Here is a 25556-nt window from a genome sequence, read left to right on the forward strand (position 1 = left end):
TGGCTCATTCCGTAAACGAGAGTCGCTCCCGAAGGCCACTACTGCGACTCACACTGCGGTTCATGCCACTGAGTAAAACCTTATATTGTGCAACTAATTCAAAGTGTTTTTTAGCTCGAGTAATACCGGTGTAAATGAGCTGCCGATTAATGCCCTGCTGAGCGCGTTGGATTGGAGGCAAGATCATCGCGGTATGGGCGAACTCCGATCCTTGAGACTTGTGTATTGTCATTACATAAACTCGGTCAAAGCTCGGTAATCTCGCAGGGTAAAAGCGCCTCACGTTACCTTGTTCATCTATAAAAGAGGCCTGTAAGTCTCCTTGCTCATCTCGCAGAATAATGCCGATATCTCCATTAAAAAGTTTCAGCTGATAATCATTTTGCGTGATCATAATCGGCATACCAACATAAAAACGACCTGTAGGCTGGATAAGTCCCATTTGAGCGAGCTTAAGTTCAATTCGGCGATTTAGTTCGTTAACGCCATATGGCCCTTCGCGTACAGCGGCGAGCAGTTGATAACTGGCAAATTCACTGTGTATATACGCTTCGCTTTGTGCACTATTAATTGCCTCAAGATAACGTTTATAATGTGCTGCTACACGAACAATAAGCGCATTATAAGCATCGCTATTGAGTTCATGTAGTTGCAGATCAGCAAAGCCTTGCTTAATCACTGCGTCTAATTTTCGTTTATTGTTGCTATTTACCGCATATGCCAGTTGGCCAATACCACTATTACTATCGAAACGGTGGCTTTTTTGTAAAAATGCGAGATTGTCCTCAAGCATAAATTGGGCAGGTTCATGACTGCCTTTTGGTAACGCTTGCCTACTTAAGCTGGTCAATTTAGTGCTTAGTTCATGGCTATAGTTTGGCACTTGCCCCAGCGTTAAATTCTCACATAAATCACTAAGTACATTGCCTGTATCCACCGATGCCAACTGGTCTTTATCGCCAAGTAGGATCAACCGAGCATGTTTTGGTAACGCATCCACCAGCTTTGCCATTAAAGACAAGTCAACCATAGAGGCTTCATCAACAATAAGTACATCCAAGTGTAATGGATTATCTTGATTGTGACGGTAGTGCAAACTATTCGGGATCACACCGAGCAGACGGTGAACAGTTTGCGCTTGCTCTGGAAGTAGTTCGGCTAAATCAGAAGGTAAGGTAAGTCTGGCTTTTGCACCAATAATAGACTCGCTTAGCCTAGCCGCAGCTTTACCCGTTGGTGCGACGAGTTTAATCGTGAGGGGTGCACGTGCATACAGTGACTGCAAAATCGCTAATAGCTTAGTGACTGTGGTCGTTTTGCCAGTTCCGGGACCACCCGTGATCACACAAAAGCGCTTTACAACTGCCAGCGTACAAGCCACTTTTTGCCAGTCAAGCTCTTCTGTTCCCTGTTGCGGTGGAAAATAGAAGTCTAACAAGCTGCTGAGTTTTTCTTCATCTAATGTAACCTGAGCTCTTGCTAGTGTCTCAAAATAACCGGCGAGTTTCGCTTCGTAATTAGCTAAACGAGCCAAATAAAGCTTACTGCCGTAAAGCCTGAGCGGTTTATCCTCACCAATAGCCGGGTGTTGCAAGAGCGCCTGTACTGTCATGGTCGTATTTATAAAAGGTGACAATGCTTGGCTGGCATCTTCAACAAGATAGTTCAGCTCAAACGGGTCTTGCCAATTAATCTCTTCGAGCGCTAAACAACTATGCTGGCGTGAGTGCGCAATTAACAACAACAAAAAGACATATAAATAATCATCTAGGCGCTGTTCATTCAATAACTTAGCCAGCGCTAAATCGGCTTTTCCTATACGTTTATGCTCTACTAATAGAGAGATAAAACTATCATGGTCAAAGGCATCAAAGTCCATACTTAATTGACTCATACCGACTCCTCAAACAACGCATCCAATTGTAACACTTGCTCTACACTCAATTGATTAAAGAAAATACCTTGGTTATCTGGAAGCGCGCGCAAAAACAGATAATAGTTCCCACCTAGATGCTGCTGCACTTGGTAGTCAGGTAGGCGTTGCTTTAATAATCGGTGCAGCGCAACGGTATAAATCATATATTGTAGATGGTATTGATGAGAGGACATCGCCGCACTTAAGTTATCATGTTGATAATCGTCTGAACTATCACCTAAATAGTTCGATTTATAATCGAGAATAAAGAATTGCCCTTGCCATTGAAATATCAAATCAATAAAGCCTTTTAGCATGCCTTTTACATCATCAAAGTTTAAAAATGACTTTTGCCCGGTAATATCACTCAAGATCTTGTTAAGTTTCATGGCACTGAGAGGCTTTAAAGGCAAATAGAATTCCATTTCAACGATACAATGTTCTGGTTTAAGCTGAGCAAGTTGTAGTTCAGTATGAGGAAGTAGTGGCGTAGCTAAGCTACTAGCTATCCACTGCTCTGCAGGAGTTTGCCAGTCATCGGCAATACCATATTTGTCCAACGATTTGGCTACCGCCTCTGTGAGCGTGAGTTTGTCGTCCCCTTGTGGCACATGCGGTGCTGTAAAATCAATCAGCTCAAAAATTTCGTGCAAGCAGCTTCCAGGTTTTGCCCCTTTTGGAAAAGTATAGGCATTCTTTTCCCTTTCTTGGCGCTGCTCGGGTAAATCGAGTAAATGGTTTTCATCTACTGCGCCAGCGGGTTTATCACCATGGTGGGTATGATAACTAAGCTGACTAAAGCTGGTAGTACGCCAGTGCCTTTCTATGCTACCGGTAAATACTTTGGCAGTCAGTCGCGGTGGCGCTTCATTTGCCGAGGTGGTAATAATTTGATTGGGGTATTGCGCGTGCTCTACCAAAGTGAAGGCCATTGCTGTGTGTGTATCACAAAGCTGTGATAATTCTCTTTGCCATTCATTTTCCGTATCAAACGTCTGCGCGCCAAATAACACAAAGCCCAGCGCAGTTTTATGAAGCGCCGATTTTTTACTTCTGCCTTGCTGTATGTCGTATAGACCCAATTCACAGTAATGCACTGCTCGGGTGAGCGCGACGTAGAGTAAACGAATATCCTCAGCTAAGCGCTCTTGTTCAGCACTTTCTTTCGCTTCCTCACCCGCATCAAGGTCAACAACGAGCTTTCCTTCTTGATGGTACACACAGGTATCTGATTCTCGATAGCCCAGCGCAAACGGCATAAAAACAAGAGGATATTCCAGCCCTTTTGAAGCGTGCATCGTCACTATCTTGACTAAGTTAGCATCGCTCTCTAGTCGAATTTGACTGCTATCACTTTGCGCATTATTCAATTGTGATAAGAACCAGCGTAACACTCGACCGCTGCCATCCAACTCCAGCTGCTTATGCTGTAACAGCTCTGCCAAGTGGCGAAAGTCTGTGAGCCAACGCTCAACTTCAATCCCCTTTTGCCGCCAAACAACAGGAAGCTCACATACGCAAAGCAGGTGCTCTAACATCGCCATCGCACCAGAGCGATACCACAACTGAGTTAACTCACTAAATAGCTGCAAATAATGCTGCCACTCTTGTTCGTTAAATTGCAATTCAAATAATGCACGATGCTCAAGGTTAAACAAAGGCCCAGCAAGCACACCTCTAAGGGCAGCCTCATCATAGCTACCATGCAGCACTTCTAATAACTGATACAAGGCAGTAGCTAACGGCTGGCTAAACACACTATCTCTGGCAAGATAAACACTGGCAACACCACGCTGGTTTAAAGCACGTTTCATTAAACTGGCTTCAATACGGTCACGTACCAAAATACAAATATCGGCAGGTACCACTGGCTCTTCACCAATTTTAGCAAGCCCTGCTTGTCCTTTTTCTATCAAGGCTGCAACTTTCGCAGCAAACGCTTGGCTCAACCCCGCTTGTGCTGCGCTTTTATTGAGAGCTTCATCGCCATTGGGCAGTGCACTAAAACACAAGGCGGTGTGTTTTTCACCGTTAATGGTAAAGCGTGCATCCTGCGCTTTGCCTTTAGCACTGACTTCAATAAAGGGGATGTCTTGGTTATAGATAAAGCTGTTTGGGTGACGCGTGAAAATAGTGTTTACCGCAGCCACAACATCACTGTCAGAGCGATAATTGGTGGCTAGCGTAAATTGGTTGTGACTTGCAATCCCTTTTTTAGCGCCAATGTAGGTGAAAATATCTGCCCCTCGAAAACCATAAATTGCTTGCTTTGGATCGCCAATCATTGTCAGAGCGGTCTGCTCACGCTTGTAAATTTCACTAAAAATACCGTACTGCACAGGATCGGTGTCTTGGAACTCATCGATCATAGCAACAGGATATTGCAGCGCTATCTTCTCACCCAGAGCTTCACCGCTATCACCTAGCAATGCTTGATGTAACTGTTTCAATAAATCGTCAGGAGAAATTAGTCCATATTCTTCTTTGTGTGCACGTAGCAATGCACTAACCTCAGTTACTGCTTGGCGCACCAAGGCAATATTGAGACCACTACTCACTAAATGATGTAATTCAGCTAAGGTATCAAAATGGCGAATGAGTTCATGCTGCAAAGGTGTAGTATTCTTTTTATACTGTTTAGGATCAGCTAAGCTTTCGCTGCCCCACAAACCAAAGGAGTGATTGCTAGAACCAAACTCAAACCACCACTGTTCACTATTTACATAGTCTTCAAGGGCTTGTAAATTTGCCTTTCGGCCAGGCGCACGATTACCTGCCAAACCTGCATTTTTAAGTACGTTAAGATAATCCGCTTTGACTATCTCAGCCTTTAACCAAAGCGCTAGCGTTTGATACTTTTCGCGCGCGGCAAACACCGCATCTAACGACATCGCAGGTTTAATATCAGCGTTTTCTTTGCTAAGTAGTGGCTTGACTTGCTTGGCAAGTGCATAAGGCGTAGCAAATTGTTCGACCACCGCTTGGGTCTTTTCTTCGTCTAGAGGGTAAACAAAACGCCGCCAATGATCTGCCATTGCAGCTTCAATAAGTTCACTTTCATCAAGAATAAACTCAAGGTTAAATGCCACTTTAGACTCAAAAGCATGTTGCTTTAACATTCTTTGACAAAAGCCGTGAATGGTGAAAATCGCGGCTTCATCCATCGATTTAGCCGCCGCATCGAGTAGATCAAAAGCTCGCTTTTTATCTGTAACTTGAGCTAAAATTGCGGCTATCAAATCATCGTTAACTATTTCACCAAGCAATACATCTCTGGCCTGGATGATACGTTTGCGCACTCTGTCTTTGATCTCTTGCGTCGCGGCTTCAGTGAAAGTAACCACAAGAATTTGTTCAACACTTAATGGAGTGCTTTGCTCACCCGGTGTGCGCAAACCAAGTAAGTAGCGCAGATAAAGGCCCGTGATAGTATAAGTCTTTCCTGTGCCGGCACTGGCTTCAATAAGGTTTAACCCACTCAGCTGCATAGTGACGGGATTAAGTATTTCCATGAGCCACCTCCGTTGCAGTCTTTAATATCGGCTCAAGTAGAGCGAGGCTTAGTTCACAAAAGCGCAACTCATGAGTAGAGAGATCATTAAAGCAAAGCTGTACATAGGGATCCTCCCCCTCGCCACGACCAATATATTGCGGCTTAAATTTACTCGCTGCTTTTTTGAGGTCTTGTGTTTTGGCAAACTCCATGCTGGTATTTGCAAAAAAAGGAATTGGTTCGCTGAGCGCTTGTTTATAAAACGCTAGCCACTGTTGTAGATATTCAAGTGATTGCTGCTGTCCCTGCACAGCAAATTTAATGCTCTGATCTAGACCCACAATATAAGTCGTCACTTCCTGCCCTATCGCACAAGCAGCACAGTGGTTTAGAAAGCCCTTAATCAAATCTTTAGCCTTAATACTGGCGCTGCGGTAATACACTTGGCGATTTTCATATAAACTATCGAGCCATCCCACTACAATATGACTATCGAGGTGCAACTTGAGCTCAATGGGCTCTTTAGCTTCACAGAGTAAAGGAGTCAGTACTCTCGTCATAGGCTCAATACGCATCAAAAGCCCATCTAACTGAAGTTTACCTATGTTCGCTTGTGGTAATGACCCCCGCTGCAAAATTTGCTCAATATTGAGAGGTTTTTGTCGCAGTTGTGCTTCAAGAACTTCATCCAGATATTGATAGCGCTCCAAGGCATTTAATGCAAATGGTTCCTCGTCTGGAGCAAGTGCCTCTATGGGCTTTAGTTTTACACCAAGAGATTGCTGATAAAATAACTTTTGTGGTTCGCAGACTCCGCGTAGCAAATCACTAAACTCAATTTCGGTATCCAGCGGCACCTCAAGCGGCGCGTCCTCAGTCTTATTTTCAATCGCTGTATGTTGCCATAACCAGGTTTTATTATAACTTTGCAGCGAACCGGCTTTAAAATGTTCGGGATTGAATGGTTGCAATGGCAGCTGTTGCGTTAATCTAGATACGACAGGCTGCTCAGACGTATCCTCAAAATAAAAGCTACGCGCCAGATACTCAGCCAATTCACTGACCAATACTGAGGGCACTTGCACTTCATTATTGAAGCATGACCGACCGATATAACTGATATAGAGATTTTCTCTAGCACTTAGTAGCGCCTCCAAAAATAGATATCTGTCATCTAACTTTCGCGAGCGGTCACCTTTTCTTCGTGTTGAATGAGCAACTAAATCAAAGCCTATGGGCTGCACCGTGCGGGGATAGTCCGCATCATTTAAGCCAAGCATGCAAACCACTTTAAATGGAATTGCCCGCATCGGCATCAGTGTACAAAAATTAATAGCGCCAGCTAAGAAGCGTTGTCCTACTCCCTTCTCTTTTACACCTTGTTTGACCAAGTAAGCCAATATCTTTGCCGACACAGGCTCTTGAATATCACCATTCTCATAATGCTTTTCAATATTTTCGATGATCTGTTCAAGCTTGAGCAAATCCCAACTCTGCTCTGAATCAGCAAAATAAAATAGTGCCATTGCTTGACGCAAAATGGTGGCAAAATGCGCTAACGTCTGCTCCTTACTCAGGGCTTGCTTCAACCATATCAAAGCATCAATAAAACCGATCAGCTTGTTTAGCACAGCCACCGACATGCCTTCAACTTCATCAGCTGGGTAAATTGACGCAAACGAGGTAAGCTCGTCGTTAGTCGCAACACCTAAAAGCAATCTGTTTAGACCATGTTGCCATGTGTTTAACGATATTTTAGGCAGCCCATACTCATACTTATGCTGCTCGTTCAAGCCCCACTTTACGTTCACCTGCTCAAGCCAATAGCGGATCAAGTCAAATTCATGTGCTTCTAGGTCAAACTGCTCCGCAATCGGTGCCACCCCCAACAAATCTAAAATGTCAGACACACAAAAGCGATTATGAGGTAGGTCGGTTAAAGTAACAAAGGATGTAAGTATAGGTCGCTCTTGTTCAATCGCTAAATCCGAGATCGCGTATGGAATGCGAATTGCTTCATCCGTACTATCAAAAACAGCTTTAATGAAGGGTGAGTAGGCACCAACATCAGGCATCATTACGATTACATCTTTGGGGGTAAGTGTTGGGTGTTGCTCAAAAAGATTCAGTAAATAATCATGTAACCGTTCCACTTCACGCAGTGGAGTATGGCAATCTTGAAATACTAAAGTGCGGTCATGCGCTGGAATTGGTAATTTGCCTTCTTCAGAGACAAACCAGTTTGGATCGGCAGTTAATGATTCACCCTTAAATGCCAATTGGTAAATTTCTCGCTGTACCAGACCCAACAGATGATCGTTGAATTCACAATCAAAGCCATCAATCCAACTCGCGTCTAACTGTAGTAGCTGTTCAAAGTAATCTCGCCCCAGTTTCCCCCACGACGACAATAGCGGATTACCAATGTAATAATACTCACCATCTTTCGCTTCAAGCTCAGGCATTTTGGCATATTTTGCTGCAACTTTGGCCTGTGTTTTTTCATCAACCAAATCCCCCCAATAATGTTCACTGGGATTGAAAAAAAACAAAAATACATTGGTTTTCTTACCAAGCGCTTGGAAGATCTCTAGCTGGCTTGTCGCAATGGCCGACAGTCCAAAAATACAGATCCGCTCTGGGAGTTGCTCTGCTTCAGTGTGATCCAATGCCTGTAACAATTGCTCATGCATGTTAGCGCGATGATATGGGCTTTGCTCAAGCTTAGTCACGTGATTTACCAAGCGCCGCCAAAGATCTGGCTGCCAAGGTGCAATAGCAGCCACATCAACGTCTAGGAGACTATCGTGACCTTGTTCCCAAAGCTCTATCCACTCAGGTCTGTACATCAAATATTGGTCAAATACGTCAGCAATTTTTTCGCATAACGCAAATAGTTTGATTCCTGAAGGGTCTTCCCCCAAATAGCGTTTTAACGCAACGTAATTTGGGTTGTCAATGCAAGTAGGTAATATCGTAAAAAGCTTCCAAGCCATGTTACCTTTATTAAACGCGGACTCACTTGGCACATCGTCGATAAAACGTTGATATAACTTCCAAATAAAACTGGAGGGTAAAGGAAAATCTACTTGTGCGCTGATCCCCAAGTGCTGACTCATACCAAGTTTTAACCACTCGGACATACCCGGAGACTGTACCAATACAGTTTCTTTGGCAAAAGGATTGGTAAGCGGAGCGGATTTTATCAACGTGCAGAGTTGCGCCTGCAAGATTTCCATTCGGTTTGATTGAATGATGTGTAACATGTTGTCTGCCATGCAGTTTAACGCTAGGTTAAGTGTATCTGAATCTCCCTGTGAGCGGTAGTAATAGCAACTTTTAGGCTGTTAGGTGCATATAAAAACGACATACTCAATGCTTTACACTATTAAGAGTCACTAGAACAGATCAATATCCGTGTTACCTTCTGGTATTTCTATTTTATGCTCTGAAAGAAGTGCTTCATAAAAACATAGCATGTCACGCCCATTTTCTTTAGCGTAATATAATGCTTTATCCGCATTTTCTAAGACCGTAATGGGAAAGTCATAAGGGCTTATTCGAGACATGCCAACGCTTACTGTTAGCTTTTTCACGAACGGAAAATGTGTACTTCTGACAAGATCCATAAACTCGTCCATTTTCGCTTTTATCGAGTCATAATCGGTCGGTTCAAATACCAGCACAAACTCTTCACCGCCGAAACGAAAAAGTAAATCAGTAGAGCGAAAAAACTGGCGCATACGCTGAGCAAGCAAAAGTAAGACTTCATCTCCGCATACATGACCGTAGTTATCATTCACTTTTTTAAAGTGGTCAATGTCCATTATCGCAAGCCAAGATGTCGCCCCTTTATGAATTGAGCGCACGTCACCATGCCATACGGTTTTATGCTGCTTTATAACTTGCTTTTCAATGAGCTGCTTTAAGCGCTTTTCAAAGGTTTGACGATTGAGTAGACCTGTCAGCTTGTCTCTCTCGTTTTCATGAAGAATAGTGAGGTAGTTTTCGAAAATACGGCAAAACGCATTCAATAGAACCTGATCAGAACTCGACAGACCGTTACTCACTACGGCAATGGCACCGACGGGCTTATCGAGCAGACTAATAGGCACCCAGCGACGCTCGGTACCGTCCTTTGCCTGCACTGTGATAATACATGCTGACTGCAAACAAGAAATAAGCTCTTTATCAGGCTCTTTTATCAAGCTTCTTTCTTCCCAATCAAACTCTTTATCAGAGAGCTTTCTCAGCAATAAGCTTCTTTCTATTGTTATCTCACCAGGTACAAGTAGGTCTTTAAAAACAGCGACCTCTTCACACCCTATAAACTCTTGAATGGTTGATACCAAGCTATATTCGAGAGAATCAACATCTCGCGTTTTGGTGATTTTGATAACTGAATTAAGTAAATCTTCTTGCATGTTTGGCGCACTCACAACTACTCTGCTTGCGTATTATTACATAACTGGTGAACAAATAAACCGAAAAATACGCCTTTATTCGTACCAATGTTAATAATAAAGCTCTAAGCAGTTGAATAATGATTAGCAAAATATTGAGTTAACAGCCTACCTCACTCAAAAAAACAGAGCTCCTATATTTAATACCATAAGTGATAGCATGTCGGATATGCGTTAAGCTTATGCCACAAATAAAAAAATGCCAAACGTAAGGGTTCGACATTTTTAGAGTTGATTCCTTTTTATTGACGAAAATCGTCGCCTCTTTATTCTAGTGACGCCAACATAGACTCGTTATATTCCACGAGTACTTCTCCTGCTCTTACCTTTTCAACATAGTCTCCATTTGCAATAAAAGGTCGGCCAATTGCTAACAAGTCAAATTGGTCGTTTTCAATTGCTTTAGCACCAGTTTCCGCTGTATAACTGCCGACTCCTACAAGAGTTCCATCGTATACTTTGCGTAAATAAGCAGATGCACGTCCGTCTAAATAGTCAAACTCCATAGCGTCATCAAAAATACCAAGATGTAAATAAGCAAGATTACGAGCGTTCAATTCGGTGATTAAGTAATCGAAAACGGCTCTGTCTCTTTTATCGCCCTCCATATTAAAGTAGGCACCAGGTGACACTCGTAAAGCAACTCTGTGCGAACCAATGCGCTCAATCACAGCATCTGTTACTTCCAGTGCAAAACGGCTCATATTTGCTGGTGTTTCACCGTACTCATCTGAACGCTGGTTTGCTGCATAGTGTAGAAACTGATCAATCAAATACCCATTAGCACCATGGATTTCAACGCCATCAAAACCCGCTTCAATGGCATTCTCTGCCGCCTTTGCATAATCATCAACTAACTGCTTAATGTCTGCTTTTGTTGCCGCTTTTGGAGTTTGATAAGTCAGCTCACGCATTCTAGGAACAGAGCCTTCAATACCAATTGCAGAAGGGGCTAGTACTTCTCCATCAAAAAAATGCGGATGCGCAACGCGCCCCACATGCCATAACTGCGCAAACATTTTACCCCCTTCAGCATGCACAGCTTCTGTTACTTTTTTCCAGCCCGCAATTTGCGCTTGAGTGAACAGCCCAGGAGTATTCGGGTAACCTTGGCCATCAGGGCGAATAATCGTCGCTTCGCTAATGATCAAACCAGCTCCTGCACGCTTGGCGTAATATTTCACCATATCGGCTGTTGGCACGAGTTCATCATCAGCCATACAACGCGTTAGAGGTGCCATTAAAATGCGATTGTTCAATGTGATGCTGTCGTTGAGAGTTAGCGTCTCAAAAAGTACTTGGGTCATTTGGGGATCTCCTTTTTTGAATATACATTCAAGATATGTATTCTTGAATCATTATTCAAGTAATTTCCTTTCTTTTATTTTTATTGCTACCATCAAACCCAATGACATTTGTTATAATGGCGGCGGAATTTGTAGTTGATAGCCATAGGTATGCAATGAGAACAGCAGAGTTTAATAGAGAATCCGTATTAAGAAATGCAATGCAAGCATTTATGACATACGGTTACAACAAAACCAGTATGCCCAAACTGACTGAAGTCACTGGGCTACACCCTGGCTCTATTTACTGTGCATTTAAAAACAAAAAGGGGTTGTTACTTGCTGCAATAGAACAATATCAGGCAGATAGACGAGCGCATTATCAGCAACTATTTGAAAACAGTACAAGCCTTCGCTGTGCACTTGAGCGTTTTTTGCAAGATCTAACCAATGAGTGTGTTGGCGACGAGTCAAAAAAAGTGTGCTTATTGACTAAAACGCTTAATGAAATTGGTGAACAGGATAAAGAGATCCAAAGTGCACTAAGCACCCACTTGCAACACTTTGAATCGTTGATAAAACAGCAGTTTTTGACTCCATGGCCTGATAGCGAAGTCATGAGTGAGGAAGCTGCAACGAACAAAGCACGATTTTTTATTATGTGTGTTTACGGTATTCGAACATACTCTGCAACCCAATGTAACAGCGCTGAATTGCAAGCTCTCGCTGATCAAACCTTAGCCGCTTCCCTTACCCCTTGATAAGTAGACCAAGCTGATGCACCACCGTGCCAATATCCATTATCAGCAATTTGACTAAAGGCTCTGTATAATACGATTTTTATACTAGTTATCTTTGTTACGCTGTCTATTTTGAAGGCGAGAAAACCTTGCCGCTAACTCCGCCCCCCCTGCTGACGCTGAGCTCACTATACCCATGTGGGCAGAAAAAACTCCTTATTTACTTGTTGTAAATAAGAAGTTTTTAACGCTGTTATCGTCAGATTTACGCCTTCAAATTGAGCAATTATTAAAATTAATTGGTGCTAGTCGCTGTTTGCTAATATTAAGCGGGAAATTTTGTCACCTCTCCTTTTAATAGTATTAATTATCCACAGCACTGATAAGAGTGGCATTACATTTACCATTGTTGAACCGACTTACTCTGAGGTAAAATAGTCTTTCATTTACCATGAGCTTCGAACATGAATCGCAAAAAGAAAATTTACGAAACACTAAAGAAAAAAGACAAGCGTGCAAATGCTAAACTTCATAAAAGCAATAAGCCACGCTACATCTCAAAAGCTGAACGTGAGAAGATTGCAGCCCAACAAGATGCCAATGAAGCATCAAATAGTGACGAGGGCGAGCATTAATTGCTCCAGTTTTATATCAGTTGGTCTAACAGATTATGCTAACGCTCTGAGAGCCGGAGCATTAAACACACAACTTTTCCAAAATACCTTTGTTCGGTGCCTGTAATACCAATTTTCTTAATTAAGTGGTCTATTTTGAGGCGAGAAAATCTTGTCTAGTCGACATGCAGGAGCACGCATTGAATTTGAGAAAGTATCATCGTTGGTGATTAAAACTCAGTTTTAAACTTTTGCGACTAAAAAAGAGTGTAAGTGATATAAGTGATTGGTTCTAATCAGGAAGAATGGCGGAGAGAGAGGGATTCGAACCCTCGATACGCTACAAACGTATACACGAGTTCCAGTCGTGCGCCTTCAGCCACTCAGCCATCTCTCCGCACTGAATTGCGGGGCTAATACTATGAAAAGCCTCGCACTTTATCAAGTAGTTTTTTGCTTTTTGAATTTATCTGGCTATAAATCCAACTACTTTGGTATTGAAGCTGAAAAATCTAGCATACGATTTAACGAACGTAGCGCACCTTCACGCAGTTCCATATCAACAAAGACTTCTTTTCCTTTTGGACTGATAAGTGCTTCTTCAATTGCTTGTAAGCCGTTCATTGCCATCCAAGGACAGTGTGCACAGCTACGGCACGTTGCACCTTCACCAGCGGTGGGCGCTTCGAAGAACTCTTTTTCTGGGCAAAGCTGCTGCATCTTGTAGAAGATGCCGCGATCTGTCGCTACGATAAATTTTTGATTCGGCATTTCTTGTGCCGCTTTAATTAACTGGCTTGTCGAGCCTACTGCATCTGCTAAATCTACAATTTCCGCAGGTGACTCAGGATGAACAAGCACAGCAGCATCCGGATGAAGCTGTTTCATGTCTCTTAGCGCTTTAGTTTTGAACTCGTCATGAACAATACAAGCGCCATTCCACATAATCATGTCCGCACCGGTTTTCTTTTGGATATAAGAGCCTAAGTGTTTATCTGGTCCCCAAATGATTTTCTCGCCTTGTTCGTCAAGGTGCTCAACAATTTCAAGTGCACAAGAGGACGTTACGATCCAATCAGCTCTTGCTTTTACTGCAGTTGAAGTGTTTGCGTAAACAACGACTTTTCTATCTGGGTGCTGATCGCAAAATGCTGAAAATTCGTCAATTGGACAACCGACATCTAACGAGCAAGTTGCATCAAGTGTTGGCATAACAACTGTTTTGTGCGGCGTTAAGATCTTTGCTGTCTCGCCCATAAAACGAACACCGGCAACAATGATCATATCCTTGTCTTCTTGCTTAGCACCAAAGCGTGCCATTTCTAAAGAGTCGGCCACACAGCCACCAGTTTCTTCAGCAAGTGCTTGGATCTCAGGATCTGTATAATAATGGGCAACGAGTACCGCATTTTTTTCAACTAACAGCGCTTTGATACGCGCTTTATACTCTGCTTTTTCTTCGACGGTAAGAGGGGCAGGTTTTGGTGGGAAGATATAATCTTCCGGCATAATACGTTCAGCTAGACTCATTTCTCAACCACTAGTCCACATTGCATAATTAGATGGAATTATACGAAAAATAGCGTATGAATCCTAGCGATTGTTTAACTCAAAGTGACGAGTTTAAGGAAGTAATTTGAATAATATATGAAGCTTGTGAGGATGGTGGGTCATGATGGACTCGAACCATCGACCAATGGATTAAAAGTCCACTGCTCTACCAACTGAGCTAATGACCCGCTCAAGCATTTAAAATGCGAATGATGCTTTTTAAGAAAAAGTTTAGCTCATCTTCCTGATTTACACTAAAAGATAAGTTTCTAAGCTTATAACGTGGTGGGTCATGATGGACTCGAACCATCGACCAATGGATTAAAAGTCCACTGCTCTACCAACTGAGCTAATGACCCGCTCAAATGTGAATTCTAAAGCTTACAAAGTGGTGGGTCATGATGGACTCGAACCATCGACCAATGGATTAAAAGTCCACTGCTCTACCAACTGAGCTAATGACCCGCTCAAATATGAATTCTAAAGCTTACAAAGTGGTGGGTCATGATGGACTCGAACCATCGACCAATGGATTAAAAGTCCACTGCTCTACCAACTGAGCTAATGACCCGCTCAAATACGAATTCTAAAGCTTACAAAGTGGTGGGTCATGATGGACTCGAACCATCGACCAATGGATTAAAAGTCCACTGCTCTACCAACTGAGCTAATGACCCGCTCAAATATGAATTCTAAAGCTTATAACGTGGTGGGTCATGATGGACTCGAACCATCGACCAATGGATTAAAAGTCCACTGCTCTACCAACTGAGCTAATGACCCGCTCAAATACGAATTCTAAAGCTTATAAAGTGGTGGGTCATGATGGACTCGAACCATCGACCAATGGATTAAAAGTCCACTGCTCTACCAACTGAGCTAATGACCCGCTCAAATATGAATTCTAAAGCTTATAACGTGGTGGGTCATGATGGACTCGAACCATCGACCAATGGATTAAAAGTCCACTGCTCTACCAACTGAGCTAATGACCCACTTTACACAGCAGTTTTTTTTTACCAATCGCCTGCTGCGGGCGCTTATAATACTTATTTAAATTTTGAGTGCAACTGAAATAGCTAGTTTTTTTCACTTTTTATGACTAAGCGCCTAATTTTAAGGCACTCAGCTCAAAAAGTGATAATTACATCTTAGCTAAACGCTCTGTTGCCAATTTTGCAGGAGTCGTACTTGGATACTCTTTAATCAATTTATTTAAGAGCGTTTTGGCTTCAGTTGTTTTACCTTGCTCATTAAGTATCGTTCCTAGCTTTAACATAGCCTCTGGGCGCTTGTTTGACTCAGGAAAGTTCGTTACAACTGTCTCAAAGTGAGATTTTGCATCGCTACTTTTCGTTTTAATTAAGAATAGCTGCCCTAGCCAATAATGCGCATTAGGAACATAAACTGAATTTGGGTATGTCTGTAAAAAACGTTGGAACTCTGGTATCGCGGCATCATAGCGCTTATCCTTCATGATCATGTTTACTGCACGATCATAAGCTTCATTCTCAGACAAATTACTACTAAACGCTTGTTCAGGGGTAATATCTGTTGTCACGGTGCTTGTCTGAGACTGATCATAGGCCTGACTAACCCGGTTTTCAATTTCCTGATAGAGCTCACGTTGACGTTGCAAGACTTTTTCCAGTTTATAGCTTTGTTCTTCAGTTACACCACGAACTTGACTTACTTCCTCTTGCAACAGGTTGAGTTGCTGCTGGAGCTCTGCTTGTAGCAGGTTTCGGGTTCTCATCATACTTTCTAATTGAGAGATCCGTTCTTCAATTGTTTGATCTGAATTTGCAGCTTCTGAAACAGGAGCGGGAGCAGCCCAAACTTGGGCGCTCCCGCTCATGAGAAAGAATGCTGCCAAAATAGTATTCGGCTTCATAATAACTCTTTCTTAGTACACTAATACCGCACGACGGTTTTTAGCAAATGCTTCTTCTGTACGAGACTTAACCATAGGCTTTTCTTCACCGTAGCTCACGACTGAAATCTGGCTATCTGAAACACCTAAGCTTTGCAGGTACTTAGCAACTGACTTACCGCGGCTTTCACCAAGAGCAATATTGTACTCAGGTGTACCACGCTCATCCGCATGACCTTCTACAAGAACTTTTACACTTGGGTTTTTAACCAAGAAGTCAGCATGTGCTTGAAGTAGCTCTGCATATTTGCTTTGAATTGTAGATTTATCAAAATCAAAGTAAACAATTTGCTCTTGGCGTAACGCTTCATATTTTTCGCGTAGCTTCTCTTCAGCCGACTTTTCGCGAGACATAGTGTTTACGTCTACAGTGTTGCTCTCTGTGGTTGCCGCTCTGTTACTCTCATTAGCCGCACCTTCGTCAACACTTGAAGAAGAGCTACATGCTGCAAGTGTCATCACAGGCAACGCGACCATTAAAGCTTTTAAAGTTTTGTTAAGTTGCATCGAGTATGTTCCTATATCTTTATAAATCTAACCAGCAAAATTACTGTAAAAACGGCGACCAGGCTGGTGCCTTAACCTGACCGTCCAAGACCGGTAGTCTTGCCTTGAAACGGCCATCCATAGACACCAATGCCAATACCTGCTTATTATTGTGCAAGGTGCTGTATATTATCATTGAACCATTTGGCGCGATACTCGGAGATTCATCTAACCTCGTACGAGTCAACACTTGAAACAGCCCGGAATCTAATTCTTTTTTAGCAATATGGTAACGGCCAAGTGTACGGTTTACCATTATCAAACGCTTTCCGTCTGGAGTAATGGAGCCCGCTAAGTTCATATCACCGTCGAATGTAACTCGCTTAGACCGACCAGATTTTAAATTTAACTTATAAATCTGAGCATTACCACCCCTTTCAGATGTATACACAATTTCTTGTCCATTTGGATGCCAAGACGGTTCAGTATCTATACTACGGTGGCGTGTTAAGCGCGTTTCTTGCTTGGTTTTTAAGTCTATCAAGTAAACTTCTGTTGCACCGCCTGCATCTTTAGAAAACACAGCTAGCAGTTTGGTGCCATCAGGCGAAAATTGTGGAGCACCATTAATGCCAGGATAGCTTGTAATAAGTTCACGCTTTCCGGTATAGATGTCCTGAATATAAATTTGTGACTGACGGTTTTCAAAAGTGACATAAGCAAGTTTATTCGCATCTGGTGACCAAGCTGGTGACATCAGTGGCTCTTTTGAGCGTAGTAATACTTGCTCATTGTAACCATCATAATCGGCAACAACTAACTGATAAGGTTTGTCTTGTTCATCTCGAACAATGATATAAGCAATCTTGGTTCTAAACGCACCTTTTTCGCCGGTCAGTGCTTCATAAACAACATCGCTTATCTGATGAGCATAGTTTCTAAACCCACTCGCGTTAATAATGCTTTGACGTCCTTCAAGTACATGATCGTCGCTCTGCATCAAGCGGCCATTTGACATGATACGCGTTTCACCACCTGTCAACTGTGCTCTTATCACATCAATAAGCTCATATTTTACCAAATAACGCCCCGCAGATTGTTGCGTCACTGTACCAACAACCACAGCTTCAACACCAGCATCAACCCAAGCTGCATAATCCACTTCAGTATCTGTCGTTGGTAATTGTGGCATATTGCTTTCCGCAATCGGTTTAAACTTACCACTGCGCATAAGATCTGCTGAAATTACCTCAGTTAAACTTGAGGGCATCTCCCCTGTACCATTGTATTTAAACGGTACAATTGCGATAGGTCTAGCACTGTCCACCCCTTCGGTAATCACTATCTCCAACGCGGCCTGCACGTAGTGTGAAATACCAAGGGTTAAAACCAGTAATAAGGTTGAGAACTTTTTTAACATGTTCGTCCTTTATAAATTAGGTTTGATTGTTAAATTGATATTTTTAAGCTGTTCAAATACGTCTTTTTCTTTTGAAACAGGTAAAGTGTCAGCCATTTTCACCGCTCGTATTGCGGCTTCACAAACCAGTCTATCTCCGCCGAGTGATTCAACATGGGTCACCAAGCCATTGAAAGCTAATCGAATGTTAACACGACATTGCTTACCCTTCATTGTCTCATCAATCAGAAGATTAGCTTGGATACGCTGCATAATAAGGGCTTTATACTTATCTACTTCGCTCAACACTTGCTGCTGACGAATTTTAGCTCTTGCAGCTTGCTCTTTTGCTAGTTGCTCCCGTAGCATTTGCTCTTCGAGTGCTTTTTGACGCTTGCGCTCTGCTTCTTCAGCTTTTCGCTTCTCTTCAGCTTCACGACGTTTGCGTGCTTCCTCTGCCTTTTTCAGCCTATCTTCTTCTGCTTTACGTTGGGCGGCAGCTTTTTTGGCTGCTTCCTCTGCGGCAGCTTTTTCTGCTCTGGCTTTATCGGCTTGCTCACGTTGCTTTTTCTCTATCTCTCTTGCACGCTTGGCCTGAGCTTCTGCACGACGCTTTTCTTCAAGCTTTGCTTGACGCTCTTGCTCTAGCTTTTTAATACGGCGAGCTTCTGCTTCTCTGTCTTTTCTAGCTTGCTGTGCACGCTGCTCTAAATCACGAATACGCCGTTCCTCTGCGGCCTTTTTATCTGCCTCACGCTTTTTTAGATCCGCAATTTTCTTTTCGACAGCTTGCTGATCGACAGAAACAGCAGACACCACTCGCTCAGGTTGTTTGTCTTCCTGTTGCGGGTTTAGCGTCACTTCCATCACTGTCGGCGTATCCATATGAAAATTTGCAGTAGCAAGAAGCAACCCACCAATTGCACCATGAAGCAAGACTGACTTAACTACGCTGCTAGATAATGAACTCATTATTCATCCTCAAACGATTTCGTCATTAACCCAACAGAAGGCACTCCCGCCTTTTTCAAAAAGTCCATCAGATAAAGTACTTCTTGATAAGACACTTTTCCTGAGCCTTTTATCATTACTGGAGTATCGGGGTTTTGTTCGAGCTTAAGCTTAATAACTGCAGCAACTTCTACAGCATCCATTGGTGCTTCAGGATCAGTACCCACTGTAACAAAGTAGCGGCCTTCGGCATCAATCGTCGCAATAATAGGAGGCGAGTCCTTAGTTTCAACTAATTCAGATTCCTCCATTTGAGGAAGATCTACTTTTACGCCGTGCTGGATCAGCGGCGCTGTAGCCATAAAAATGATCAACAACACCAACATGACATCTATATAAGGAACGACGTTAATTTCCGCTACGGGACGGCGCTTCTTACGCTGATACATTTTGCTTAGCCTCTACTTGTGTTGCTGCTTGACGATAAAGAATATTGGCAAACTCTTCCATAAAGTTGATGTATTGGTTTTCTAACTTTTCAACATTTTTCGCAAAGCGGTTATAAGCCATCACAGCCGGAATTGCGGCAAATAAGCCCATTGCCGTTGCAATCAGCGCCTCAGCGATACCTGGAGCAACCATTTGCAGCGTGGCTTGTTTGACTTCGCCCAAGGCAATAAAAGCGTTCATAATTCCCCACACAGTACCAAACAAGCCAATATACGGGCTTATTGAACCGACTGTTGCAAGAAAAGAAAGGCTGGACTCTAACTTTTCAACCTCTCGGGAAAGCGCAACTCGCATTGACCTGTGGGTGCCCTCCAGCACAATTGAAGGCGATTGAATATTACCTTTTTTATGCTTTGCAAATTCTTTGAAGCCCGACACAAATAGCGCCTCTAACCCAGAAGCTGTTCCAGCTCTTGCGGTGATTTCATTATAGAGCTTACTTAGATCCATACCTGACCAAAACTTTTGCTCGAAATTCTTTGACTGGCTTTGGGCTTGCGAAATAATGGTTTTGCGCTGAAAGATAATTGCCCAAGAAGCAATTGATAGACCAACCAGAGTCAACATCACAAGTTGTACTAAAAAACTGGCTTTTAAAATTAAATCGACAAAATTTAGTCCCGATTCCACGTTATTATACTCCCAAAAGTGTTTCGGCGATGGTAGCCATTTATATTATTGAGCGCTTAGAGGCTGCATCTAGTGATAGACTAGAACTACTACCAAAAGGTTCAGCTAGTTTAACCACACTGTAAATACCTTACAATCTCAATACTGCGAATTCATTGTATTTGACGATAAATAACTCAAATCCTTACTGTCCTTCTATTTCATACTTTTTCTATGGTTTTAGCTCCCTGACCTACTGGTTGTAAATATGATTAAAAACTGCATAAAACACTGCTTTTATGCACAAATATAGAATAAAACCTCAAAAAACAGATTGGTCTTACCAATTAACAACAAATTATCTAATATTCACACTTTGTATGAATATAGAACAAACCTATATATTACAAACACTTAAAAAAATCAAACTCTGATCATACGGTTGAATTTCGAACTAATGAAAAACAGCAGGATTAGTTTTTTTAATCCGAAAAAAGAATTTTTCTAGTTTGATGAAAAGTCAAAACCTCTTTAATATACACCCTGTACTGAGCGAGCAGCTGAAGTTTCAGCAAGCACAGTTACTTGCAATAGGATTCTGATTTTTCGTATTGCTTAGATGGAACACTTTGCGGATAAAACCCAAAGTTGATCATCTGTTCCCTGGATTACTTCCTTCAACTTGTTGTTTTGCCCGCATTTATGTGCGGGCTTTTTTTTGCCAAAAATTCAGAGCTCAATTCTAATACCAATTATCTTAATTAAGTAATCTATTTTGAGGCGAGAAAACCTTGTTGATAACCCACTCATATGCCCTGCTATCATCAACGTACCAGCCAATCAAGGTAAGATAAAAGGTTTACGATTTAACCTGAGGTCTGGATAAGGAATGCTCCAACTCATTGTTGCTAAATCACAACTTAGTTTTTTCCTTATCTAGCCAGAGAGTTTTAGGGAAAACACCACTCCCGCGTCCTGCTCTCGCTAAAGTACCTACATCCTGTAGGCAAGGCGAATTTACGCACCAATAGCTAGCAGTTAGCGCTAAAACTGGATGCTAGAAAGGCATTAATTATCCGCAGCTCAGGTTATTTAGTTGTTTCACATAGCAAATTTTAATGTCGGTGGTATTAATCTTTCTCCGTCATATCGAGCTAGCATTAAAACAAATTTGGGTTAATCTACATTGCTGAATTAGATTAACCATGTCGTCATGAACCTTGCTTGAATTGTCAGGAAATGAATAGCCTGAGCTTACGCTTTGAAATGATAGGGGATTTGCGCGGCTATTCATGTTAGAGAGAAAACGGCCACGTAAAGTAATGTATAAATAACTTAGGGCTTGAATAAAGAATTACTGAGTGCAGGTTCGCTATTTGCTAGGGAATAACAGGTGAGAAACATCGCCGTTCCTTCACCTCATTATGTCAAGATATCTGCTTAGCCCAAAGCTAAATTACTCAGGCTTAGACAAATCAAAATGCAAATACGCTTTATCTGAAACAATACGCCCTCTTGGCGTACGTTGAATAAAACCTTGTTGGATCAAAAATGGTTCAATGACATCTTCGATGGTCTCTTTTTCTTCTCCGATTGCCGCCGCGAGGTTATCGAGCCCCACCGGGCCACCGGTAAACTTTTCAATGATTGCCAGCAGATATTTGCGATCCATATAATCAAATCCGCATTTATCAACATCAACCATATCCAGTGCTAAGTGGGCAATCTCTTCAGTGATAGAGCCATCCCCTTTTACTTCAGCAAAGTCTCTGACTCGACGCAATAAACGATTTGCGATCCGTGGTGTACCTCGCGCACGACGAGCAACTTCTGTCGCACCAGATTCGGTGATCTCTAGATTTAAGTGATACGCTGAGCGAGTAACAATCGAAGATAAGTCTGCAACCGAGTAAAACTCTAAACGCTGTACAATGCCAAAACGGTCTCTCAATGGTGAGGTCAAAGAACCAGCGCGTGTCGTAGCCCCTACTAGAGTAAAAGGCGGTAAATCCAGTTTAATTGAACGTGCAGCTGGACCTTCTCCTATCATGATGTCCAATTGGTAATCTTCCATCGCAGGATAAAGAATTTCTTCCACCTGAGGGCTTAAACGATGGATCTCATCAATAAATAACACATCACCTTCTTCAAGGTTAGTCAGTAACGCAGCAAGATCACCTGCCTTTTCAAGCACCGGCCCAGAGGTAGTTTTAATATTGACCTCAAGCTCGTTTGCAACAATGTTCGCAAGCGTCGTTTTCCCTAAACCTGGCGGGCCAAAAATCAGTAAGTGGTCTAACGCTTCTTGCCTTGAGCGCGCTGCTGCAATAAAGATTTCCATTTGCTTTTTAACATGCGGCTGACCGGTATAATCGTTTAGTAATTTAGGCCTAATCGCCCTATCTACTACGTCTTCATTACCTTGGATCTCAGGCTCAATTAATCTATCTGCTTCAATCATAGTTACATCATCGATTTAAGAGCATCTTTGATGATACTCTCTGTCGTCATGCCTTCTTTGTTCACGGCTTTTACCGCTTTTTGTGCTTGAACTTGTTTATACCCTAATGCCATTAATGCCGCAATCGCTTCATCTGACGGGGTGTCGCTTACCGTTGGGTTTTCTTGCGGAGCAAGTACAGCAGCATCACTAAATGGTGTGAGCAAGTCATTGCCAAAGTCTTTTAACTTGTCTTTCATCTCAAGTACTAAACGCTCAGCGGTCTTCTTACCAACACCTGGAATTTTAACCAAAGTTGTCGCATCACCTTGATTAACACAACTAACGAATTGCTCTGCCGACATGCCCGATAAAATCGCAAGCCCAAGTTTGGGTCCTACGCCATTTGCTTTAATTAAGGTTCTAAACAGCGCTCGTGCTATCTTACTATTAAAACCAAATAACAATTGTGCGTCTTCACGAACGACAAAATGGGTAAACACCGAGACTGCTTCTCCCACATTTGGTAGCTCGTAAAAGCAGGTCATTGGCATTTGCACTTCGTACCCAACACCTGCAACGTCGATTAGTATTTCTGGAGGCTGTTTTTCTAACAGTGTACCGCTTAACTTTCCAATCATAGTTATCTTAACCTTCCTCTTACTGTTTTACGTGCGGCTCCGGCCATCTTTATTAAATTTTGCCTTGAGTGGGCATGACAAATTGCTACAGCTAAGGCATCAGCGGCGTCAGCTTGAGGCGTGCCTGGCAGCTTTAGAATGCGCTTAACCATCTCTTGTACTTGGTTTTTATCTGCGCCACCTGTCCCTGCAACCGCTTGTTTAATTTGCCTTGCAGAATACTCGCTGACATTAACCGACTGCATTGTCGCTGCCACGATGGCCGCTCCTCGGGCTTGACCAAGCTTTAGCGCAGAGCTTGGGTTGTGTGCAACAAACACTTGTTCAATTGCAAAATCACTAGGCGAAAACTGCTCTATCAGTTGGGTGATCCCTTGATAGATCATTTTTAAGCGGATGGGAAATTCATGTTCACCCACTTTAATGCAGCCGCTTCCCAAATATTGGAACTTTGCGCCCTGGTGAGCAATCACGCCATATCCAGTAAATCGTGAACCCGGATCAATTCCTAAAATGACAGCCAAAAGCATTGTCTCTTTGTTTTTTGGTTATAATGCCAAAATACTGTATAGATTACCAGTTATAAGCTAGTACATAAGATCAAAAAAGGCGACCTTAGTCGCCTGTTTATATTTGTGCTGAAATGTTATTCGTCTGCATTTTGCTCGGCAAGCTGCTTTTCAACTGAAATAGCAAGCTCTTTAAGTGCATCTGGGTTTGCAGGGCTTGGCGCATCAGTCATCAAACATGATGCCTGAGTTGTTTTCGGGAATGCAATCACATCACGAATATTATCTGTGCCACACAGTAACATCACCAAACGATCAAGACCAAACGCAAGGCCGGCATGTGGTGGAGTGCCATATTTTAGTGCATCCAATAAGAAGCCAAACTTCTCTTGCTGCTCAGCTTCTTCAATACCTAAAATTCTAAAGGCAGCCTGCTGCATTTCATTGTTGTGGATACGAACCGAACCGCCACCAACTTCATAGCCATTAAGTACCATATCATAAGCATCAGAAAGCGTACCTGCTGGGTTTGCTTCAAGCTCTGCCGCACTGACGCCTTTCGGTGCTGTAAATGGATGGTGCACAGCGTGTAAGTTACCTTCGTCGTCTTCTTCAAACATAGGGAAGTCAACAACCCAAAGTGGTGCCCACTTTGATAAGTCTGTAATTTCTAAATCAAGACCAATCTTAAGGCGTAGCGCGCCCATGGCTTCGTTTACAGTATTACGCTTGTCTGCGCCAAAGAGAATAATGTCACCTGTGTTTGCGCCTGTGCGCTCAAGCAGTGCATTGATCACTTCTTCGTTCAAGAACTTAGCAATTGGCGACTGTACGCCTTCGATACCAGCATCACGGTCGTTCACTTTCATCCATGCTAAGCCTTTAGCGCCATAGATGCCTACAAATTTAGTGTACTCATCAATTTGCTTACGAGAAAGTTGTGCCCCACCAGGTACGGATAGCACAGCTACACGACCTTTTTCGTCATTTGCAGGGCCACTTAGTACTTTAAACTCAACATCTTTTACAATGTCAGCGACATCGATCAGTTCAAGTGGATTACGTAAATCTGGTTTATCTGAACCATATTTACTCATCGCTTCGCTGTAAGGCATCACTGGAAACTCGCCTAAGTCAACGTCTAAGAAAGATTGCCACATTTCGCGAACCATCTTCTCTGTAACGCCACGTACTTGGTCTGAACTCATGAATGACGTTTCGATATCGATCTGAGTGAATTCTGGCTGGCGGTCTGCACGCAAATCTTCGTCACGGAAACACTTAACGATTTGGTAGTAACGATCAAAACCAGACATCATCAACAACTGTTTAAATAGCTGCGGTGACTGAGGCAACGCGTAAAAGCTGCCTTTATGCACACGGCTAGGCACTAAGTAATCACGTGCGCCTTCAGGTGTTGCTTTTGTCAGTACTGGTGTTTCGATATCTAAAAATTCGTTTTCATCTAAGAAGCGACGAACGAAACTACTAGCTTTTGCACGCATTTTGATGCGGTCGCTCATTTCAAGACGACGTAGGTCTAAGTAGCGATATTTAAGACGACGCTCTTCCGAGTTTTGTTGGTTAAAATCAAGCGGTAAAGGCTCTGAACGATTGATGATCGTCAGACCCGTACCGAGTATTTCAACTTCACCTGTCGCCATGTCTTTATTCACTTGGCTTTCAGGACGCGCACGGACAACCCCTTTGATCTGAACACAGAACTCTTGGCGCAACGTATTCGCTTTATCCATTAAGCCTTCCACTTCTGGATCGAATACCACTTGCACAAGTCCTTCTCTGTCTCTTAAGTCAACAAAGATTAGGCCGCCAAGGTCACGACGTTTATTGATCCAACCACATAGTTCAACTTCCTGATCTACATGGCTCTTATTTAGTTTTCCGCAGTATATAGAGCGCATAAAATTCCTGTCAGTCCAGTTTGCTCTTACGACTAATCATTTCTCACCACACAATATGAATTCACACTATTGGTAAGGCAGTCGCTAAGACTCG

At 42.6% G+C, this 25556-nt stretch carries 18 protein-coding genes and 9 tRNA genes; 2 read left to right on the forward strand and 25 right to left on the reverse strand.

The window, feature by feature from the left end:
* Positions 1-4 precede the first annotated feature (4 nt).
* The 5 genes from recD to J8Z24_RS10360 form a co-directional block, all read right to left on the reverse strand.
* Positions 5-1894, reverse strand: coding sequence for an exodeoxyribonuclease V subunit alpha (recD, locus tag J8Z24_RS10340; RefSeq protein ID WP_252094636.1), 1890 nt, complete (start codon positions 1892-1894; stop codon positions 5-7).
* Complete coding sequence (gene recB / locus J8Z24_RS10345) at positions 1891-5427, reverse strand: exodeoxyribonuclease V subunit beta (protein WP_252094637.1); 3537 nt, start codon at positions 5425-5427, stop codon at positions 1891-1893. Before recB ends, recD begins: the two co-directional genes overlap by 4 nt.
* Positions 5414-8674 carry an exodeoxyribonuclease V subunit gamma gene (recC, locus tag J8Z24_RS10350; protein WP_252094638.1) on the reverse strand — a complete coding sequence of 1087 codons (3261 nt, stop codon included), beginning with the start codon at positions 8672-8674 and terminating at the stop codon, positions 5414-5416. The genes recB and recC overlap by 14 nt, the downstream gene beginning before the upstream one ends.
* A gap of 132 nt (positions 8675-8806) precedes the next feature.
* The gene (locus tag J8Z24_RS10355; RefSeq protein WP_125252888.1) at positions 8807-9832 is read right to left on the reverse strand and encodes a GGDEF domain-containing protein; all 1026 of its coding nucleotides are present in this window, start codon (positions 9830-9832) and stop codon (positions 8807-8809) included.
* 305 nt (positions 9833-10137) lie between these two features.
* Entirely contained in the window at positions 10138-11178 is a 1041-nt protein-coding gene (locus tag J8Z24_RS10360) for an alkene reductase (RefSeq protein WP_147390382.1), read from the reverse strand.
* Positions 11179-11333: 155 nt separating this feature from the next.
* On the opposite strand from J8Z24_RS10360, the gene J8Z24_RS10365 reads away from it, so the two are divergent.
* On the forward strand, positions 11334-11918 hold the full coding sequence (locus J8Z24_RS10365; protein WP_176033272.1) for a TetR/AcrR family transcriptional regulator: 585 nt from the start codon (positions 11334-11336) through the stop codon (positions 11916-11918).
* Between the two features lie 443 nt (positions 11919-12361).
* Complete coding sequence (locus tag J8Z24_RS10370; protein ID WP_125252830.1) at positions 12362-12532, forward strand: DUF2986 domain-containing protein; 171 nt, start codon at positions 12362-12364, stop codon at positions 12530-12532.
* A 285-nt stretch (positions 12533-12817) separates the two neighbouring features.
* Here J8Z24_RS10370 and J8Z24_RS10375 read toward each other — a convergent pair.
* From J8Z24_RS10375 to aspS, 20 genes are all read right to left on the reverse strand, one after another.
* Positions 12818-12908: transfer RNA gene (locus J8Z24_RS10375), tRNA-Ser, on the reverse strand.
* 89 nt (positions 12909-12997) lie between these two features.
* The gene (nadA, locus tag J8Z24_RS10380; RefSeq protein WP_125252829.1) at positions 12998-14041 is read right to left on the reverse strand and encodes a quinolinate synthase NadA; all 1044 of its coding nucleotides are present in this window, start codon (positions 14039-14041) and stop codon (positions 12998-13000) included.
* A gap of 133 nt (positions 14042-14174) precedes the next feature.
* Positions 14175-14250, reverse strand: a tRNA-Lys gene (locus tag J8Z24_RS10385).
* 95 nt (positions 14251-14345) lie between these two features.
* Positions 14346-14421: transfer RNA gene (locus J8Z24_RS10390), tRNA-Lys, on the reverse strand.
* Positions 14422-14451: 30 nt separating this feature from the next.
* Positions 14452-14527, reverse strand: a tRNA-Lys gene (locus J8Z24_RS10395).
* Positions 14528-14557: 30 nt separating this feature from the next.
* Positions 14558-14633, reverse strand: a tRNA-Lys gene (locus tag J8Z24_RS10400).
* A 30-nt stretch (positions 14634-14663) separates the two neighbouring features.
* Positions 14664-14739: transfer RNA gene (locus J8Z24_RS10405), tRNA-Lys, on the reverse strand.
* Between the two features lie 30 nt (positions 14740-14769).
* Positions 14770-14845, reverse strand: a tRNA-Lys gene (locus J8Z24_RS10410).
* A 30-nt stretch (positions 14846-14875) separates the two neighbouring features.
* Positions 14876-14951 (reverse strand) — tRNA-Lys (locus J8Z24_RS10415).
* A gap of 30 nt (positions 14952-14981) precedes the next feature.
* Positions 14982-15057 (reverse strand) — tRNA-Lys (locus J8Z24_RS10420).
* A 149-nt stretch (positions 15058-15206) separates the two neighbouring features.
* Positions 15207-15956, reverse strand: a complete 750-nt coding sequence (gene ybgF / locus J8Z24_RS10425) for a tol-pal system protein YbgF (RefSeq protein WP_125254368.1) — start codon at positions 15954-15956, stop codon at positions 15207-15209.
* 12 nt (positions 15957-15968) lie between these two features.
* Positions 15969-16502: a peptidoglycan-associated lipoprotein Pal gene (pal, locus tag J8Z24_RS10430; protein WP_125254369.1), complete on the reverse strand. Its 534-nt coding sequence runs from the start codon at positions 16500-16502 to the stop codon at positions 15969-15971.
* 40 nt (positions 16503-16542) lie between these two features.
* Positions 16543-17901, reverse strand: coding sequence for a Tol-Pal system beta propeller repeat protein TolB (gene tolB, locus J8Z24_RS10435; protein WP_125254370.1), 1359 nt, complete (start codon positions 17899-17901; stop codon positions 16543-16545).
* Between the two features lie 9 nt (positions 17902-17910).
* Complete coding sequence (gene tolA / locus J8Z24_RS10440; RefSeq protein ID WP_125254371.1) at positions 17911-18852, reverse strand: cell envelope integrity protein TolA; 942 nt, start codon at positions 18850-18852, stop codon at positions 17911-17913.
* On the reverse strand, positions 18852-19280 hold the full coding sequence (tolR, locus tag J8Z24_RS10445) for a protein TolR (RefSeq protein WP_099643373.1): 429 nt from the start codon (positions 19278-19280) through the stop codon (positions 18852-18854). The genes tolA and tolR overlap by 1 nt, the downstream gene beginning before the upstream one ends.
* The gene (tolQ, locus tag J8Z24_RS10450) at positions 19267-19971 is read right to left on the reverse strand and encodes a protein TolQ (RefSeq protein ID WP_125254384.1); all 705 of its coding nucleotides are present in this window, start codon (positions 19969-19971) and stop codon (positions 19267-19269) included. Before tolQ ends, tolR begins: the two co-directional genes overlap by 14 nt.
* A 1435-nt stretch (positions 19972-21406) precedes the next feature.
* Entirely contained in the window at positions 21407-22411 is a 1005-nt protein-coding gene (gene ruvB / locus J8Z24_RS10455; protein WP_125254372.1) for a Holliday junction branch migration DNA helicase RuvB, read from the reverse strand.
* 2 nt (positions 22412-22413) lie between these two features.
* On the reverse strand, positions 22414-23031 hold the full coding sequence (gene ruvA, locus J8Z24_RS10460; protein ID WP_125254373.1) for a Holliday junction branch migration protein RuvA: 618 nt from the start codon (positions 23029-23031) through the stop codon (positions 22414-22416).
* Between the two features lie 2 nt (positions 23032-23033).
* Positions 23034-23555 (reverse strand): crossover junction endodeoxyribonuclease RuvC, encoded by a 522-nt coding sequence (gene ruvC / locus J8Z24_RS10465; protein WP_125254374.1) that lies wholly within the window; start codon positions 23553-23555, stop codon positions 23034-23036.
* A gap of 122 nt (positions 23556-23677) precedes the next feature.
* Complete coding sequence (gene aspS, locus J8Z24_RS10470; protein WP_128731819.1) at positions 23678-25462, reverse strand: aspartate--tRNA ligase; 1785 nt, start codon at positions 25460-25462, stop codon at positions 23678-23680.
* Positions 25463-25556: the final 94 nt, after the last annotated feature.

This window comes from Pseudoalteromonas sp. SCSIO 43201, assembly GCF_023716725.1.
Lineage (GTDB): Bacteria > Pseudomonadota > Gammaproteobacteria > Enterobacterales > Alteromonadaceae > Pseudoalteromonas > Pseudoalteromonas peptidolytica.